Source organism: Actinomadura opuntiae (genome assembly GCF_030283205.1).
Lineage (GTDB): Bacteria > Actinomycetota > Actinomycetes > Streptosporangiales > Streptosporangiaceae > Spirillospora.
The window spans coordinates 434,505-449,236 of record NZ_JASNWF010000001.1; the positions used below are offsets into that span (position 1 = coordinate 434,505).

At 69.3% G+C, this 14,732-nt stretch carries 18 protein-coding genes; 7 read left to right on the forward strand and 11 right to left on the reverse strand.

The annotated features are described in order from the left end of the window. Window positions 1–103 precede the first annotated feature (103 nt). The 3 genes from QP089_RS02295 to QP089_RS02305 are packed head-to-tail and all read left to right on the forward strand — an operon-like array spanning window position 104 to window position 2,978. Window positions 104–1,066 (forward strand): tyrosine-type recombinase/integrase, encoded by a 963-nt coding sequence (locus QP089_RS02295; protein ID WP_285909468.1) that lies wholly within the window; start codon window positions 104–106, stop codon window positions 1,064–1,066. Beyond that, window positions 1,045–1,992 carry a tyrosine-type recombinase/integrase gene (locus QP089_RS02300; RefSeq protein ID WP_285909469.1) on the forward strand — a complete coding sequence of 316 codons (948 nt, stop codon included), beginning with the start codon at window positions 1,045–1,047 and terminating at the stop codon, window positions 1,990–1,992. The genes QP089_RS02295 and QP089_RS02300 overlap by 22 nt, the downstream gene beginning before the upstream one ends. Continuing rightward, window positions 1,989–2,978 carry a tyrosine-type recombinase/integrase gene (locus tag QP089_RS02305; RefSeq protein WP_285909471.1) on the forward strand — a complete coding sequence of 330 codons (990 nt, stop codon included), beginning with the start codon at window positions 1,989–1,991 and terminating at the stop codon, window positions 2,976–2,978. The genes QP089_RS02300 and QP089_RS02305 overlap by 4 nt, the downstream gene beginning before the upstream one ends. A gap of 9 nt (window positions 2,979–2,987) precedes the next feature. On the opposite strand, the gene QP089_RS02310 is transcribed toward QP089_RS02305, so the two are convergent. From QP089_RS02310 to QP089_RS02320, 3 genes are read right to left on the reverse strand one after another with little or no spacing between them, the layout of a single operon-like run. Beyond that, window positions 2,988–3,782: an AAA family ATPase gene (locus tag QP089_RS02310; protein ID WP_285909472.1), complete on the reverse strand. Its 795-nt coding sequence runs from the start codon at window positions 3,780–3,782 to the stop codon at window positions 2,988–2,990. After that, window positions 3,779–5,221 (reverse strand): DDE-type integrase/transposase/recombinase, encoded by a 1,443-nt coding sequence (locus tag QP089_RS02315; protein WP_285909474.1) that lies wholly within the window; start codon window positions 5,219–5,221, stop codon window positions 3,779–3,781. The genes QP089_RS02310 and QP089_RS02315 overlap by 4 nt, the downstream gene beginning before the upstream one ends. 54 nt (window positions 5,222–5,275) lie before the next feature. Beyond that, window positions 5,276–5,971, reverse strand: a complete 696-nt coding sequence (locus QP089_RS02320) for a DUF6431 domain-containing protein (protein ID WP_353070430.1) — start codon at window positions 5,969–5,971, stop codon at window positions 5,276–5,278. Between the two features lie 136 nt (window positions 5,972–6,107). Here QP089_RS02320 and QP089_RS02325 point away from each other — a divergent pair, with 136 nt between their 5' ends. Both QP089_RS02325 and QP089_RS02330 read left to right on the forward strand, forming a co-directional pair. Continuing rightward, window positions 6,108–6,236, forward strand: a complete 129-nt coding sequence (locus QP089_RS02325; RefSeq protein WP_285909476.1) for a hypothetical protein — start codon at window positions 6,108–6,110, stop codon at window positions 6,234–6,236. A 13-nt stretch (window positions 6,237–6,249) separates the two neighbouring features. After that, complete coding sequence (locus QP089_RS02330; RefSeq protein ID WP_285909477.1) at window positions 6,250–6,498, forward strand: hypothetical protein; 249 nt, start codon at window positions 6,250–6,252, stop codon at window positions 6,496–6,498. A gap of 541 nt (window positions 6,499–7,039) precedes the next feature. Here QP089_RS02330 and QP089_RS02335 read toward each other — a convergent pair. From QP089_RS02335 to QP089_RS02355, 5 genes are all read right to left on the reverse strand, one after another. Then, window positions 7,040–8,065, reverse strand: a complete 1,026-nt coding sequence (locus tag QP089_RS02335; protein WP_285909478.1) for a hypothetical protein — start codon at window positions 8,063–8,065, stop codon at window positions 7,040–7,042. Between the two features lie 49 nt (window positions 8,066–8,114). Then, entirely contained in the window at window positions 8,115–8,591 is a 477-nt protein-coding gene (locus tag QP089_RS02340) for a hypothetical protein (protein ID WP_285909481.1), read from the reverse strand. A gap of 355 nt (window positions 8,592–8,946) precedes the next feature. Then, window positions 8,947–9,321, reverse strand: a complete 375-nt coding sequence (locus tag QP089_RS02345) for a hypothetical protein (RefSeq protein ID WP_285909483.1) — start codon at window positions 9,319–9,321, stop codon at window positions 8,947–8,949. Window positions 9,322–9,461: 140 nt separating this feature from the next. Next, on the reverse strand, window positions 9,462–9,971 hold the full coding sequence (locus QP089_RS02350; protein WP_285909484.1) for a hypothetical protein: 510 nt from the start codon (window positions 9,969–9,971) through the stop codon (window positions 9,462–9,464). Window positions 9,972–10,022: 51 nt separating this feature from the next. Further along, window positions 10,023–10,646: a recombinase family protein gene (locus QP089_RS02355; protein ID WP_285909485.1), complete on the reverse strand. Its 624-nt coding sequence runs from the start codon at window positions 10,644–10,646 to the stop codon at window positions 10,023–10,025. A 391-nt stretch (window positions 10,647–11,037) separates the two neighbouring features. Between QP089_RS02355 and QP089_RS02360 the strand changes: the two genes are divergently transcribed. Beyond that, window positions 11,038–11,523: a hypothetical protein gene (locus QP089_RS02360; protein ID WP_285909486.1), complete on the forward strand. Its 486-nt coding sequence runs from the start codon at window positions 11,038–11,040 to the stop codon at window positions 11,521–11,523. 17 nt (window positions 11,524–11,540) lie between these two features. Here the strand turns inward: QP089_RS02360 and QP089_RS02365 are convergent, their stop codons facing one another. Continuing rightward, a complete protein-coding gene (locus QP089_RS02365; protein ID WP_285909487.1) occupies window positions 11,541–11,780 on the reverse strand; it encodes a hypothetical protein in 240 nt (79 codons plus the stop codon). 234 nt (window positions 11,781–12,014) lie between these two features. Between QP089_RS02365 and QP089_RS02370 the strand changes: the two genes are divergently transcribed. Beyond that, the gene (locus tag QP089_RS02370; RefSeq protein ID WP_285909488.1) at window positions 12,015–13,232 is read left to right on the forward strand and encodes a sensor histidine kinase; all 1,218 of its coding nucleotides are present in this window, start codon (window positions 12,015–12,017) and stop codon (window positions 13,230–13,232) included. 647 nt (window positions 13,233–13,879) lie between these two features. Here the strand turns inward: QP089_RS02370 and QP089_RS02375 are convergent. Further along, a complete protein-coding gene (locus QP089_RS02375) occupies window positions 13,880–14,239 on the reverse strand; it encodes an STAS domain-containing protein (protein ID WP_285909489.1) in 360 nt (119 codons plus the stop codon). A 4-nt stretch (window positions 14,240–14,243) separates the two neighbouring features. Beyond that, window positions 14,244–14,606, reverse strand: coding sequence for a MerR family transcriptional regulator (locus tag QP089_RS02380; protein ID WP_285909490.1), 363 nt, complete (start codon window positions 14,604–14,606; stop codon window positions 14,244–14,246). Window positions 14,607–14,732 lie beyond the last annotated feature (126 nt).

Consider the following 14,732-nt stretch of genomic DNA (forward strand, 5'->3'; position numbering starts at 1 on the left):
TTCGCACGGGCTGGACGCGTCCGTCCTGACGGATGCGAACGCGTCCGCGTTTGTGAAGGACCGCAGATCCAGGGGCCGGGCACGTTTCCGCAGCATGCGAAGCATGGCTCCGCTGTTGTCCTTCCTCCACGATGCTGGGGCAGCTCCACCGCCGGCGCTGACCAGGCCGGGTGACGAGGCCGGGATCCTGGTGAGCGAGTTCGCCGATTACCTCGCTGGCGAGCGCGGCCTACGGCCGCTGACCGTGGCCCTATACGCCGCGGCCGCGCAACGGTTCCTGGACTCGCTGCCGACCGGCGACGACGGCCTCCTGACCGCCTTGACGGCCGATGCCGTCCGGTCGTTCGTGATCGCCGAGAGCAGGCGGTGCGGGACCGGATCCTTGAAGAACAAGGTGACCGCGATCCGCTCGCTGCTGCGGTTCCTGCATCTGCGCGGCCGGATCCCCGATCCGATGGACGGGGCCGCTCCCGCGGCGGCGGGCTGGCACCGGCCGCCGCTGACCCGCCGGATCCGTCCAGGCGACGTGGCCGCGATCCTGGCGTCCTGCGACCGGAGCGCGCACGCCGGCTGCCGTGACTACGCGATCCTGATGCTGTTGTCCCGGCTCGGGCTGCGGGCCGGGGAAGCCGCTGCGGCCCGGGTCGGTGATATCGACTGGCGGGCCGGGGAGATCCTGGTCCGCGGCAAAGGCGGACACGACGAGCGGTTCCCGCTGCCGCCCGACGTCGGGGCGGCGATCGCGGACTACTGCCGCCATGCCCGCCCGCAGAATGCTGCGAGCAGGATGCTGTTCCTGCACGTCCGTGCCCCATACGGGCCCCTCACGCCATCGGCGGTCGGCCATGTCGTGAGCCGGGCCTGCCTGCGGGCCGGGCTGGAGCCGGCCAGCGCGCACCAGCTGCGGCACGTCGCGGCGACGGCGATGCGGCGGGCCGGGGCGCCGCTATCGGAGATCAGCCAGTTGCTGCGCCACCAGCATGAGGCCACGACATCCCGGTACGGCACCATTGAACCCGAAGAGCTCGGCCCCGTGATGGCCCCGTGGCCGCGGGCGACGCCGTGACCGGGTTCCGCGGCCAGGTCCGCGACTATCTCGCCCTACGCCGGGAGATGGGCTTCAAGATGGAGAAGTACGGGCCGCTGCTGGACAGCCTCGCCGACCATCTGGAGGACGCCGGGCTGGCGAGCGTGACCACGCAGGCAGCCGTCGAATGGGCGATCCTGCCGCAGGCCACGCAGCCGCACCGGTGGAAAGCGCGGCTGGACGCGGCCCGCGGGTTCGCCCGCTACCTCGCCGCATCCGACCCCTTGGCCGAGGTGCCGCCGACCGGGCTGCTGGATGCCCGCCGGAACCGGCACCAGCCCTACATCTTCACCGGCCAGGAGATCAGCACGCTGCTCGACGCGGCCGGGCAGCACCGCTGGCACCTGCCCACCGTCACCTATCCCGCCCTGTTCGGCCTGATCGCCTCCACCGGCATGCGGCTCAGCGAGGCAACCGGCCTGGACGACGCCGACACCGACCTGGACGAGGCGATGATCACGATCCGGGACTCCAAGTTCGGCAAGTCCCGGCGGATCCCGGTCGATGAGACCGTCGTCGCCGCACTACGCGACTACCGGGAACGGCGCCGTGGGCTACGCCCGGCGCGGGCAGCGCCGGCAGCGCCGACGCTGTTCATCTCCGCCTATGGAACCCGGCTCCTGGGGAAACATGCCGACACCGAGTTCCGACGGATCATCGCCCTCACCGGGATCGGCGCAAGTGCCGTGCACCCTCCGAGAATCCACGACCTGAGACACACTTTCGCGGTCCGGACGCTGGCCAGCTGGTATCGCGACGGCGGTGACGTCGCGGCCAGGCTGCCGCTGCTGTCGGCTTATCTCGGGCATGTGAGCCCCGTCTCGACGTATTGGTACCTGCATGCCGTCCCCGAGTTGCTCACGCTGGCCGCGCAGCGGCTGGAGAACACGCAGGCCGCGTCATGACGGCCCTCGCCCCGACGCTGGAGGCGTTCTTCACCCAGCACATGCAGGGCCAGCGCCAAGCCAGCCCCCGCACCATCGGCTCCTACCGCGACACCTGGCGGCTGTTCCTCGGCTACACCCTGCAGAGAACAGGCACCGCTCCGGCCGCCCTCGACATCGCCGCCCTCGACGTCGGCCTGGTCAGCGGATTCCTCACGCACTTGGAACAGGAGCGAGGCAACACCGCCCGGACCCGCAACGCGAGGCTGGCCGCGATCCGGTCGTTCTTCAAATTCGCCGCTCTACGCCACCCCGAACACGCCAGCTCCATCGCCCAAGTCCTCGCGATCCCCGCCAAGAAACACAGCAAGCGCTCCGTCTCCTACCTCACCGCCGCCGAGACCGCAGCTCTGCTCGCCGCCCCCGACACATTGACCTGGCACGGCCGCCGCGACCGCGCGCTCCTCGCTCTTGCCGCCCAAACCGGGCTGCGGGTCACCGAGCTCACTGGCCTGACCCGCGGCGACGTCCACACCGGGACCGGACCGAACGTCCGCTGCCACGGCAAGGGCAGAAAGTCCCGGATCACCCCGCTCACCACCAGCGTCGCCGCCGTGATCCGCGCCTGGCTCCGCGAGCAGCCCGGCGACACCACCGACCCGCTCTTCCCGACCAGGACCGGGAGACGACTGTCCTCCGACGCTGTCCAAGATCTGGTCGAACGGCACGCTACGGCCGCAGCGGCAGCCTGCCCGTCGATCCGGGACAAGCACATCACCCCGCACACGCTCCGTCACACCGCCGCCATGGCCCTGCTGCACGCCGGGGTCGACCCCGTCACCATCGCTCTTTGGCTCGGGCACGAAAGCCCACGATCGACACAGCCGTATATCCACGCCGACCTCAAGCTCAAGGAAAAGGCCATGGCCCGAACGTCGTCGCCGACGATGAAGCCGGGCAGATACCGGCCACCCGACAAGCTCCTCGCCTTCCTCGAAGGGCTGTGATTATGCCGCTCACCGGACACGCGTGAACACGGTCGCCAGGGCACCCTGGCGACCGTCGGCATAATCGCGGGCCCGGCATAAGGTGAGCATGCGTACCGACTCCAGTTGGTCGTGGTCGAGCATGTGCGCCTCGTCGAGCACCAGGACGGGGGTGCGTCCCCGTTCGGCCTGTTCGGTGGCGAGCATGTCGCTGGCTTGGGGGATCAGGGAGGCCTTGTTGTTCTTGGGCACTCCGCCGAGCGCGGTGACGATGGCGGTGTGGATGCCGCGGACCCCGACGTCGGGGTTTCCCATGTAGATGGGGATGTGCCGGGCCGGGTCCAGGGTGGCGACCGCGGCCCTGGCGGCGGCGGTCTTCCCGACCCCCACTTCACCGGTCACGACGCCGAGCGCCCGGTCGGAGACGCACCAGGTGATCCGGGCGATCGCTTCTTGGTGGGCGGCGTGGCGGTGCAGCATGGAAGGGGCCAGGCCCCGCCCGAACGGGGTCTTGGAGAACCCGAAGTAGCCCTGCAGCTTGTCCATCATCTGGGGGATCTCGTCACTTTCTCGCCGCCGGGCAGGCGTTGCCGGCCGGGCCGGGCGGGCGCTGGTGGGCTGGGGGTTGCGAGGCGGTGCGGCGGCGGTCGCGGTCTGGGTGCTGGTGGTCGGGGCCGAGCTGGAGGCCGATGCAGAGGCCTGGGCTTGGTCGCCGACCGGTTCGCTGGCCTGTTCATCGGCCTGTTCATCGGCTTGGCTGTCCGGGGCGAGGTCCTGGCCGTCGTGTTCGCCGGGCTGTGCCGGTTCGGGGCTGGTGGCCGTCATGGAGCACCTGCCGCTGATTCGTCGTCAACACGGTGATCGCCGCCCAGGTCAGGCTGTGTCGCGGCGTTCTGGTCGTCGGAGCGCTGGGCGGCGAGGGCGGCGAAGTTGATGCCGGAGGCGACCTGCTGGTCATGGGCCTGCTCGACCAGCCGCAGGTAGTCGATGCCGGTCGGCGGGGCCGGATCGGCCGGGGTCTCGGGCTTGGCCTTGGGGTGGGCGTTGCGGGTGATCTCCTGCGGGGTCGCCATCCCGTGCGGGCGGCCGTTCCAGCGGACCTCGACCGTCTCCAGGTCGAACGGGTCGAAGACCAGCTCGACCGTCCGGCCGACCAGGTCGGCGTCGACCTCGTAGTAGTTGGAGAACAGCTGAACCGTGCGGGTCTTTCTGACCAGCCGCATCTCGCTCCACTTGAACGCCTCGGTCAGCGCCGCGGGCGAGGGGGTCGGGAACGGCGCGTCGGCCTGCCCGGCCATCCACCGCTGCATGGGAGCCTGCCCGGTCTCGGAATGAACCCGCTGGTGGTAGACCTGCTCGACCCAGGCGGTGAACAGCCGGTTCAGATCGGCCAGGTTGCGGACCTTGGTGCCCGAGGTCTCCCCGTCAGCGGCGATCTCGACCAGGAACTGCTGCCGCACTCCGCGAAAGAAGCGCTCGATCTTCCCCCGGCCCTCCGGTTGACCTGGGGCGGAATGGGCGATCTTGATGCCGAGACGGGCCGCTGCCCGCTTGGTCGCCGCGTCGACGAACGCCGATCCGTTGTCGAAGTAGAGGCAGGAGGGAACACCCCGGGAGGCCAGCGCCGGGCGAAGGGCGGCGGCCAAGCGGACCGTGTCCTCGAAGTAGCCCCACCGGTATCCGACCAGCAGCCGTGAATGGTCGTCGATGAAGGCGAACAGGAACGTCTTGCGACCTGCGACTTTCGGGCCATGCAAGGCATCCCCGGTCCACAGGTCGTTGGGGCGGGCGGCCTCGAACCGGCCGAACGACTTGGGTGCGGTCCCGCCCGGGCGGGTGTTGAGCTCCAGCCGGTCGAAATGGCGGATCAGCGTCCGCGAGGACGGTGACCAGCCCGAGGTCTGCTTCAAGATCCTCACGATCTGCGCGGCGGTCCGGTCGGGCTTCTCCCTCTTCAGCGCCGCCGCCAGGTCCAGGACCTGCTCGGGGATGCGCGGGTGAACGTTGCGCGGGGCCGGGACCAGCGCCTCGAACCCACCCGCCTTCCACTCCCGGATCCACCGGTCGATCGTTCCCCGAGACACCGTGATCGGCTCCCCGAACGGGCCCTCGTGGGTGTTATCGGCCAGCGCGCGGACCAGACGACCGCGCTGCTTGGTGCTCAACTCCTCGTCGGCGGCCTCCCGGATCAGCTGGTAACGCCACAACCCCACCTTCTGGGCGCGCTCCGCCCGCCGGCGCACCTCGTCGTCGGCCTTGGTCACCCTGGTCCCCTCCTTCAAGATCGGCAGCAAAGATCACCGGGAAGGGTCGCGCGGTCACATCACCGCCCCCAAGGGCCAACTGGTGTTGATCATCTCCGCTGCGCTGGGAGGAGCAAGGAGAAGACCATCAGTAACAGCGCAGGCCACCGACCACGCCGACACGGTGTTGACCAACACCTCGACCGCCGGCCGCCCGGCGAACCGGCCCGCCACCGCCCGCGCCGCCCCGAGCACGGCCGCGACCGCATCACCCAACAGCGACCCGGCAGGCGCGGGCAGCACCGGCGAGGAACTGCCCGCGACCGCCACGATCAGCGAGGTGAACCTCTGCCGGATCGGCCCGGCCGAGGAAGCGAACCGGCGCAGCCAGCCCCGCACCGTCGTCTCCGGCCTGCCCAACGCCACGGCGATCTGCCGATGCCCCAGTCCCCGCGCCTTGGCCTCCAGCGCGGCCCCGATCACCACCGCCTGATCGGCCCGCCTGACCAGCAGCCCGACCGGCAACAACACATGCGAACGACCACACCCCGAGCACCGGGCCCGGCGCGGCCTGACCCGCACTCGCTGCGACCCCGGCCCGCGCAGCACCCGCTCCCGCGCCCACCCCCACCGGGCCAGCACACCGCCGCACTCCGGGCAGGCCAACTCACCTGACGCCAGCCTCCGTTCGACGGAGCAGACGTCAGCTTCTACCGTGTGCAATCGGCGCCTCCGAGCGTCGACCCACACGGCCTCCCGCTCCGGCGCCACAACCAGGCGGGGGGCCGTGGCCTTTCACGACGTGCTCACCCTGCCGTCGCACACGAAAACGGACAACCCCCAAACCCCAGTTCGTTACCCATCCACATCTTGGGTGTCCCATACCCCCGCTACATCAACGTCTTGAGTGGCGCGGGACACCTACCAGTGCGCCTACAAGAACGGACGCTGGGGCTGGTTCCTGGTGATCGGCTGCAAGACGGCCGCGACCACCCAGGCGTGCGGCGCCCTGGCGTCGACCACGTGGAAGAAGTAGGAAGGGCCTGATCGTGACCGCCGTTCCCGATGGGACCCCAGACGGCATCCCCGACGATGAGCAGTTCGCGGGGCAGGAGACGGTCTGGATGCCCAAGTCCGAACTCGACGGCCACCTGCGCGGCGCCTTGGCCGGCGCTCTGCCGGACGGGGCCACCTTCGGGTTCAACTTCGAGGGTGACCGGGCCTGGGTGATCGTCAGCAAGCCCGGCGACACCCGACAGGTTCTCCAGGCCGCCCGGACTGCGCTGGGAAGGGCCTGATCCGCCCCTGTCGACAACCGGCAGTCCCGTCGTAGACAGGAGTGCGGCGAGCGCCGCCCGGCCAGTCATCACACGACCGGGCGGCGCCCGTCGCGAGGCGGCAGCGTCACGGCGGGGCCGCTTAGCCGTGAAAATCCGGCCGGATAATCCGGCGCCCGAGGTCGCGGGGCCGGTTCGTGACCGGCAGCAGCAGCTTTTAAACTGGGTATCCGTCCCCAGACCAGAACGGGGCCCCTGGACAACCAGGGGCCCCGTTGCCGTTAACGTTAGCGGTCGAAGGCGGCCCCGACGAGCTCGGCGACCTCGGCCGCGCCCGCCCGGAGGTACCGGCCCGAGGCGGCCACCGAGGCGTGCCCGAGCAGGTATTGCACTTGCGCGGAGTCGGCGCCGCCGCGGCGTAGCCGGGTGCTGGGAGCCCAGAACCCACATTGAGTGGATCTTGGTTGAGGAGCTTTGGAACCGTCAGTGGCGGTACCGGGCCGTAGACCAGCGCCGTTGCCGCCGCCGGCCGTGCCGATGCTGCCCGGTCCGAAGCGCGAGCTTATCCGCGGCTGGTCTGGATCGCCTTCGTCAGTGCCGTGGACTGTTCGGTCACCTGTGCCTTCAAGGGGGCGAGGCCGGCGGTGTGCTTGGCGATCGCTCGCTTCTGATAGCCCTTTTCGATGGCGGTCAGAGTGGAGACGTAGTTCACCTGCTGCTGGCAGGCGACGTCCGCGACGGCCGTTTCGATCTCTGCCTTGGTCGGGGGCTGGTTGAGATCGAAGGCGGCGGCGGCCTTGAGGGGACTGGCGTAGCGGCCGTAGCCCTTGCCCGTCATGCACTTCCGCCATGCCCCGTTGGCCTTGACGGCCTTGGCGTCCTGGATGCTCTTGCCGAAGGCGTCCTGGTTGAGGTTTGCAGCGAGTTGGTTCGCCTTCGCCACCTGGGGCGTCTGGGTGGTGAGCAGCAGCTTGCGATTCGTCTGGCCTGCGCATCCTCCAGCCGGGATCGCCTTGCCGTGGTAGCTGCCGGGTGAGGCCTTCTGAGCCTGCATATCGGGCATGGCCTGCACGGAACTCGATGCCGACGGTTTCCGCGCTCCGGTAAACACCTGGTACTTGTCCGGCGACATCGCCATCGGCGAGGTGTCGGACTCGCCGCCGGTGGCGGAGGACTTGGTGGCCGGCTGCGGGGGCAGGTGGTAGCCGAATCTGCTCGCCGCGACCGGGTCGCTGATCCCGTAGCGGCGGCTGTCGTTGACGGCGAACGACGCGGTGATGACCTTCGTCCGGTCGGTGTAGTTCGGAAGATAGGACAGCCCGAACGACTTCATGCAGGCGCGGTTCATGAGGTTCTGCTGGTTGCTGAGCTCCGCTTCCTGCGCCCCGGTGAGGTGATAGGCGTCCATGGGCATCGCGCTGGCGTGGACGGCGGGCGTGTAGACCGCGGTGACGGAGGGCTCCTCGGCGGGGTGCGCCGAGGCGGGGATCTCCGAGCCGGCCACCAGGAAAGCGGCTGCGACCGCGGCGGCTGCCGCGGTGCCACCTCCGGCGAACAGAACTGCACGTCGCGACATCACGTTCGTCAAAGCTCGTCCTTTGCGGCTGGGGGGAACGGGGCGGGGCATCGGCGGTCTGTCAGCACAGGTTGCCTCGGGAGGTGGATGCCTCGTTGTTGCTGAGGGCGCTGTTGAGGTTCCCCCATGAGCCTCCCCTGACCCAGTTGAAGTTTCCCGTAAAGTTCGGGGAGTACCAGACTGTCATGCCCTTGCAGTCCACGGCGGCCATCGACGCGGCGTTGTTGCGGATGTAGGTGTGGTATCCGCCGCAACTGCCATCGCCCCCTTGGGAGCAGTGGTCGAACTGCCATTGTCCGAGGTCGGGGGCTCGGTAGTTGAAGCTCCACACCGCATTGTTGCTGCCGAACCAGGCGTTGGCATGGTAGAAGAGGCAGTAGGTGCCGCCTCCCTTGCATTCTGCCCCGGATCCGGTTGTGACGTTCCATCCGGAAGCTTGCGCCGGAGTTGACAGCGATGCCAAGGCGGTGAAGCCGGCTGCGGCGGCTACCGCCACAGGCGCCAGCCGGGCCGTCTTCTTGATCCATCGGCGAAGCAAGTTGTCTGCACTCCTTTTGATCGACGGATATGCGGCTGAGCGCGTCCTGACATTTCCCCAAAAGGGGGGATTCGACAGAGAAGACCTCCGAAGCATTTTGTAGGGTGATCGTCAAGTCACCGTGTGAAACCTTTGCATCATGCTCGGATATTATTAGTAGAGCGAGACTTTTGACACAAGATCCAGACTCTCGGTCCTTGCGTGATGTAGGTCACATTTGTTGCAGTGCTACTAGATTCCGTGACTGTTCGGAAATTTCGCTCGGACATACCTGACCTGCAGTAACGCGGTTGTCAGTTACGCCCGTTGAGTTACGCGCAAAGGGGCCGACTCGCTGCCCGGGGCGGGCAGCTCGTTACCCAGGTGGCCAGAGGTCGATGCAGTCGTCGACGGCGTCCAAGATCACCGCTGCTTCGATGTCGGCGTGGGTCTCGGGGATCCGCGGAGCCGGCCACTGGCAGATCAGGGAGACCGGGCCTGCGGGAGGCAGGGGCCACGCCCAGTACCGCCAGTCGGTTCCGTGCCGGCGGCCGCTTACTCCCAGGGGCTGCAGAATCGGCTGGTCCGGGACCGCGTCGGCCACACGGGCTCCACCGCCCTGGTTGGTGGCCTTTTGCCCGTTGGAGTACTGGAAGCCGAACCGCAGGAAGTCGGCCGGCGGCCCTTGCGTCCATGGCGCCGACGGCCGGCTGGCCAGGCCGCAGACGCCGGGTCGCAGGCGCGCGCTCACCGCAAGCTCATAGCCGACGGGGTAAACAGAGATTCGGCAAGGGATCGCGGAGTGATCGTTGTCGCTGGACGGAGCGGGGATGCCACGGCGCCCGAGCGTTCGACTCGGGCGCCGCTGGCGTAGACGCGGTTGGGCGGCGGTCAGTCCTGGTCTGCGGCGTCGGCGGCTTGCGCGAGGTGCTCGGCTTGGCAGTCGGCGCACCGTCCGTGCCAGGTGTGGGTCTGCGAGGCGGCGGCTTCCACCGCCGTCATCGGCTCTCCGCACTCCAGGCAATGCCGCCCTCGCTCTCCTCGGGCCGGCGCGGTGGGGGTCTGCCCGGCCGGGGGCCGGACGGCCAGCAGTTCCTCGTCCTCGTCGTAGGGGTGCGGCTCGATGCTGTAGCCGGCCTCGGTGAGCACCTGGGCGGCGCGGGCGCGCGCGGCCGGTTGCCGGGCGGGGTCGGTGAAGTCGTCGCAGATCCCGACGGTGAGCGGGTCGTGGCTTTCCACCGAGAACCCGGCGTGGGCGGGGTACTCCGCGCAGCCCGCGGCGCGCAGTACGACGCGGACCTGTTCGGCCTGCCAGTCCAGGGCTGACCACAGCGGCCGGGCGTCCACCGCGTAGCCGAACTCCGGTCCTTCTTCCTGCTCACCGGACTGCTGATCGAACACGGCACTCTCCTTCGCTCTTCGGGGGACTCGGGGGCCGGTCGTGCGTCGGCGTCAGCTCTGCCCGGTCGGCGGCCCGTGGATGATGCGGTGGATGGTGGAGCGGCCGACGTTGTACTCGGTGGCCAGGTCGGCCAGCGACACCTCGCCTTCGGCGTAGCGGCGGCGGATGGAGCGTCGCGCGGACTCGGGGAGTTTGGGCTGCTTGCCTTTGAGTTTGCCGTGCTTCTTGGCCAGCGCCATGCCCTCGCGGGTGCGCAGGTGCCCCAGGTTGGCCTCGAATTCGGCGACCATGGCCAGGGTCTGCAGGAACAGCCGGCCGAAGGGGTCGTTCCAGTCGTAGACCGATCCGCCCAGCCCGAACAGCACCTGTCGGTCGGACAGGTCGGTGAGGATCTGGTTGGCCTCGGCCATGTTGCGCGCGAACCGGTCGAACTTGGTCACGGTGAACACGCTGGCCGGCCACACCGCCGCCAGGGCCTGGTCCAAGCCGCCGCGGTTGCGGCGGGTGGTCCCGGAGAAGCCCGGGTCGATGTAGATCCGATCGGCCGGGACGCCGAGGCCGAGGAGCTGCTCGGTCTGGACCACGACGTCCTGCTCGTCGGTGGAGCAGCGGGCGTACCCGACCCGGACGGCACCGGGGGCCGCGTCGGAGGGCGCTGAGTTCGCGGTGTTCACGTCCTCAAGTGTTCCGGACAGCCCCCCGTCACCGGGACAGTTCGCGGAACACTCTTACGGAACACCTCGACCTGGGCCGCAGTCCCGGGCTGTCGATTTCCGAAGTCGGCTGCATGGATGTCCGAAGACTCCTGCACGGCTCGGTGGGGATCATTCGTCGACGGTGAGGGCCGTCGATGGTGCCGTGCTGGGCGAGCGCACGGGTGGGCAGGGTGGCGACGCGGCCGGATCGAGGCTACTGATCGATGCGATGCTGCGGGGCGGTCTGGACGCGCCTCACAAGCAGCGCCGCACCCGCCAAGCGGATATTCGACCTGGCTGGTCGACGACCTCGGACGGCTCGCCTTACAGTCGGCGTAGACGGTGTCCCCTGGCTCTGCGGAGGAGCAGCGTGTCACGTGAGCGCAGCCTGACACTGAAGGTTTTGTCCGCGGCTGCCCCGCAACTGGCTTTGGCGGTCGTGGAACTCAACAGGCAGCAGCGACGCGCGGCACGCGTGGCGGATGCCTTCGTCGTCATCGAGCATCAGCTGCACGGGCCCCCGGAAAAGCTACGGCCCTGGCCAGGCGAGGAGGACATTCTCTACCGGTTCGATCAGCAGCACTTCGTCGGAGACGGCTGGCTCGTTGAGCCTGGCGAGACCACTCTCGGATACAGCATCGAGGTGAAGCGCTGTTCCACCATGCGCAAAGGTCTGGCGAAGCGGATGCTCGGGGGGTGGCGTCGCACCTACGTGTCGCAGCGCACGTTTGGCCGGCTTCTGGTGGTGGACGACGGCGTCCCGGCCCTGTTCTTGAACAGAAAGCGATACAGCGGCAGCAACGCGGGGTTGCGTCAGATGCTCCAGGACACCGGCTGGTCCGAACTGCAACCCTGACTGCCTCAGCTTGTTCTTCAACCTCTTCGATCTTGGTGCTCGGTCATGGTGAGCTCGCGTTTGACGGTTTCCCGACGTCGTAGCGGGGTGGGGGCCCGCGGTTCCTCGAGCCGGGTGGGCGTGCGGGGCCTCAGCCCCCACCCGTGACCGGCGGTCAGCGGCCCGATCATCTGCGCCCGCCGAACCGCCACCGCCCAGCCCTCATCCGAAGCCGTCAGCACGCCCCGCTCGATGACCTGCACCCGCTCGCCGTCCATGCCGCGACTCCACCGCCGTGCACACGAACACCAGGGCGGGCGAGATCAGCGCGCACGCCACCGGCAGCTCGTCGAACACTGCCGCCAAGTCCACCTCCACCACCCTGGCGTACCCCAAACTGAGCAAACCCGCGCGTAGGTGGCGACAAGCGCGCGCAAAGGACGCTGCCTGTGTCGATGTCCGAAGTCGTATGGACGGTTGTGCTGGGCTTTCGGGGATCTATGCAGAGGTCTGTGAAGCAGCGGAGTGTCCCTACTCCGGTGCGCTACGGTCCGCTTGTTTCCGTACTCGTCGCGGTGAACCGGGAGTACGAGCAGCTCGCGCGGCGGCCTCGGGACCAGTTGGTCGGCCGGAACGTCTTCGAGGTGCTGCCCGGTGATGCCGCCGGCGCCAACGCCCGGCATTGGCGGGCCGCGCTGGAATGGGTGGTCGCCGAGCGGCAGCCCTACGTGATGCCCTGGACGCGCTACGAGCTCCCGGCGCCCGACCGCCCGGGACACAGCGACAAACGGTTCTGGAGCACCGTGAACGCGCCGCTGCTCGGCCCGGACGGCGAGGTCTCGCTGATCATGCACCGGGTCGAGGACATCACCGCGTTCATCGAGCAACTCGGTGAGCCGCCCTCGACCACCGAGGGGCCCGCCCGGTTCCTGGAGATCGAGGGAGAGGTGTATGCCCGCTCCAGCGAGCTTCAGGAGGTCAACCGCCAGCTGCGGAACGCCCGGGCGGACAAGCACCACGCGATCCAGGCGCTGCGCGAGACGCTCGCGCGGCAGCAGCAGGAGGTCGCCGACGCCTCCCACGACCTGCGCAACCCCCTCACCGGGCTGCAGACCCGGCTGGAGGAGGCCCTGGCCGACCCCGACGTCGACTCGCACCGGGTCCTGCAGGCCGCCCTGCAAGACGCCGAACGCCTCGGCGACATCGTCTCCGACCTGCTGGAGCTGGCCCGACTGGACGCCGGCGCCCCCATCGGCACCGAACCGCTGGAGATCTGCCGGCTGATCCGCGACCTGCTCGGGCAACGCCCCTGCCGGCACACCCTGGACGTGCACTTGGACCACCCAGCCGTCGTGGACGGCTCCCGTTCTCGCCTGATCCGGCTGCTGGCCAACCTGCTGGACAACGCCGAGCGGCACGCTCGCACCCGCATCGAGGTCTCGGCCACCATCGAACAGGACCGCGACACCGGGCAGGAGCGCGACACCGGACAGGCGATCGTGCGGATCATCGACGACGGCCCCGGCATCCCCGCAGGCGAGCGCGAAACCGTCTTCCAACGCTTCTACCGCCGCCCCGACGCGCGCCGCGCCGACCCCCACGGCACCGGCCTGGGCCTGGCGATCTCACGCCAGATCGCCGAGACCCACCACGGCACCCTGGACATCGCCGACCACCCCACGGGAACCTGCATGGTCCTGCGCCTGCCCCTGAGCGCCTCGATCGACTAAGCGGGATCAACGAGCGCAGGGAAGCCGACGCCAAGGACCGCCTGCAAGCGCGACGATGGCCGCCAAGAGCCGCGCGGCGACCGCCGACCGTCCTCTGCAAAGCGCGAATTGCCTGCATAAACGACTCTTTGGCGGACTCTGCGGCCAACCGGTCAGGTGCTGCCCGCTGCCTGTCCCACCAGGCAGCGGCAGCGCCTTGCACACGGGAGGAACAGCGTGTCCGCGCGGGCCGGACTCCTTGCCCTGACGTTTGACGGCTCTTGCCGCGGGCATGGTAGGAGCCAGTCACGGTCACACCGGCTCCCCGCGCCCGGTTACCCCCCGGGGCCGGAGCGCGAGAGGCCGACCCGACCGGAGAAGGCAGAAGCCCCTCGGGGACCCAACCGGCGAGTGGTCCCCGGGGGCTTTCGCCAGTCACGACGGAGGCCTACCAAGCCCCGCCCATCCCGGTGGCGCGACTCGACGAGTATGCACAGCTCGTCACCATCGCCCGCCGCCCGAGCCCTCACCGGCGTCATTGTCATCGGCTAGGTCGTCGAACCACGCTCGGTGGGCGCTCACCGCCTCGGTCGCCAAGGAGCGCGCGCCTGCCGGTGAGATCGCCGTCAGCGATGTACACGATGTGCGGTGTCAGACGATGTGCGGCGTTAGACGATGTGCGGTGTCAGATCGCCGAGGTCGAGCACGCGCCGGATGTTGGGGCGCGGGTTGCGGATCTGCAGGGTGCCGCCATGGCGGTGCAGCTGGTTGCGGGTCCAGATCAGGATCGACAGGCCGGTGCAGTCCAGGAACTGCAGTCCGGACATCTCCACCACCAGGGTGCGGGGCCGGTCGGTGAGCGCGGTGCCGACGGCGGCGCGAAGCCGGTCGTCGGCGGCCATGTCGAGTTCCCCGGTCAGCAGCATCATGATGGTGTCGCCGCGGTGGCTGGTGGTGATGCCCAGGCAGTGCGGCGCGGCTGGAGACATGGCGTCGTCATCCCTGGGGGCGGTCAGTGACTGGGTCATGGTGTCACTCACCTCCTGGGCTGCGGCCGGGCCGGCGAGCGGGCGGGCCGGTGGGGCGCTGGTCGAGGGCGGTGAGGCGTGCGGCGAGGTCGTCGCGTTCGCGGGTGAGCTGGTCGAGTTCGTGTTGGAGCTGGAAGATCCGCCGGATGGCCGGCAGCGTCATGCCCTGGTCCATCATGGTGACGACCTGCTGGATGCGGCCGATCTCGGCGCGGCTGTAGCGGCGCTGCCCGCCGGCCGAGCGCTGCGGCGAGACGACCTGCTGGGTGTCGATGCGGCGCAGGAACGCCTGCTGCACCTGCAGCATGTCGGCGACCTGCCCGACGCTGAACAGCGCCGCGTACTCATCGTCGATCGGCAGCTTCACCCGCTGTCCTCCTTCCTCGTCCCCACGCTTCCTCCTGCTCGCGCCAGGTCGCACGCGGGTGGGGAACGGCCCCGCCGCCGCGGTGCGGTGGTGCTGGTGTGACCCTGAATACCGCACTCGCCGGGG

Coding starts and splice junctions, on each gene's coding strand:
- QP089_RS02375 (WP_285909489.1), bottom strand. CDS start 14,239: ATGACCCAGTCACTGACCGCCCCCAGGGATGACGACGCCATGTCTCCA.
- QP089_RS02310 (WP_285909472.1), bottom strand. CDS start 3,782: ATGACGGCCACCAGCCCCGAACCGGCACAGCCCGGCGAACACGACGGC.
- QP089_RS02295 (WP_285909468.1), top strand. CDS start 104: ATGGCTCCGCTGTTGTCCTTCCTCCACGATGCTGGGGCAGCTCCACCG.
- QP089_RS02305 (WP_285909471.1), top strand. CDS start 1,989: ATGACGGCCCTCGCCCCGACGCTGGAGGCGTTCTTCACCCAGCACATG.
- QP089_RS02365 (WP_285909487.1), bottom strand. CDS start 11,780: ATGGACGGCGAGCGGGTGCAGGTCATCGAGCGGGGCGTGCTGACGGCT.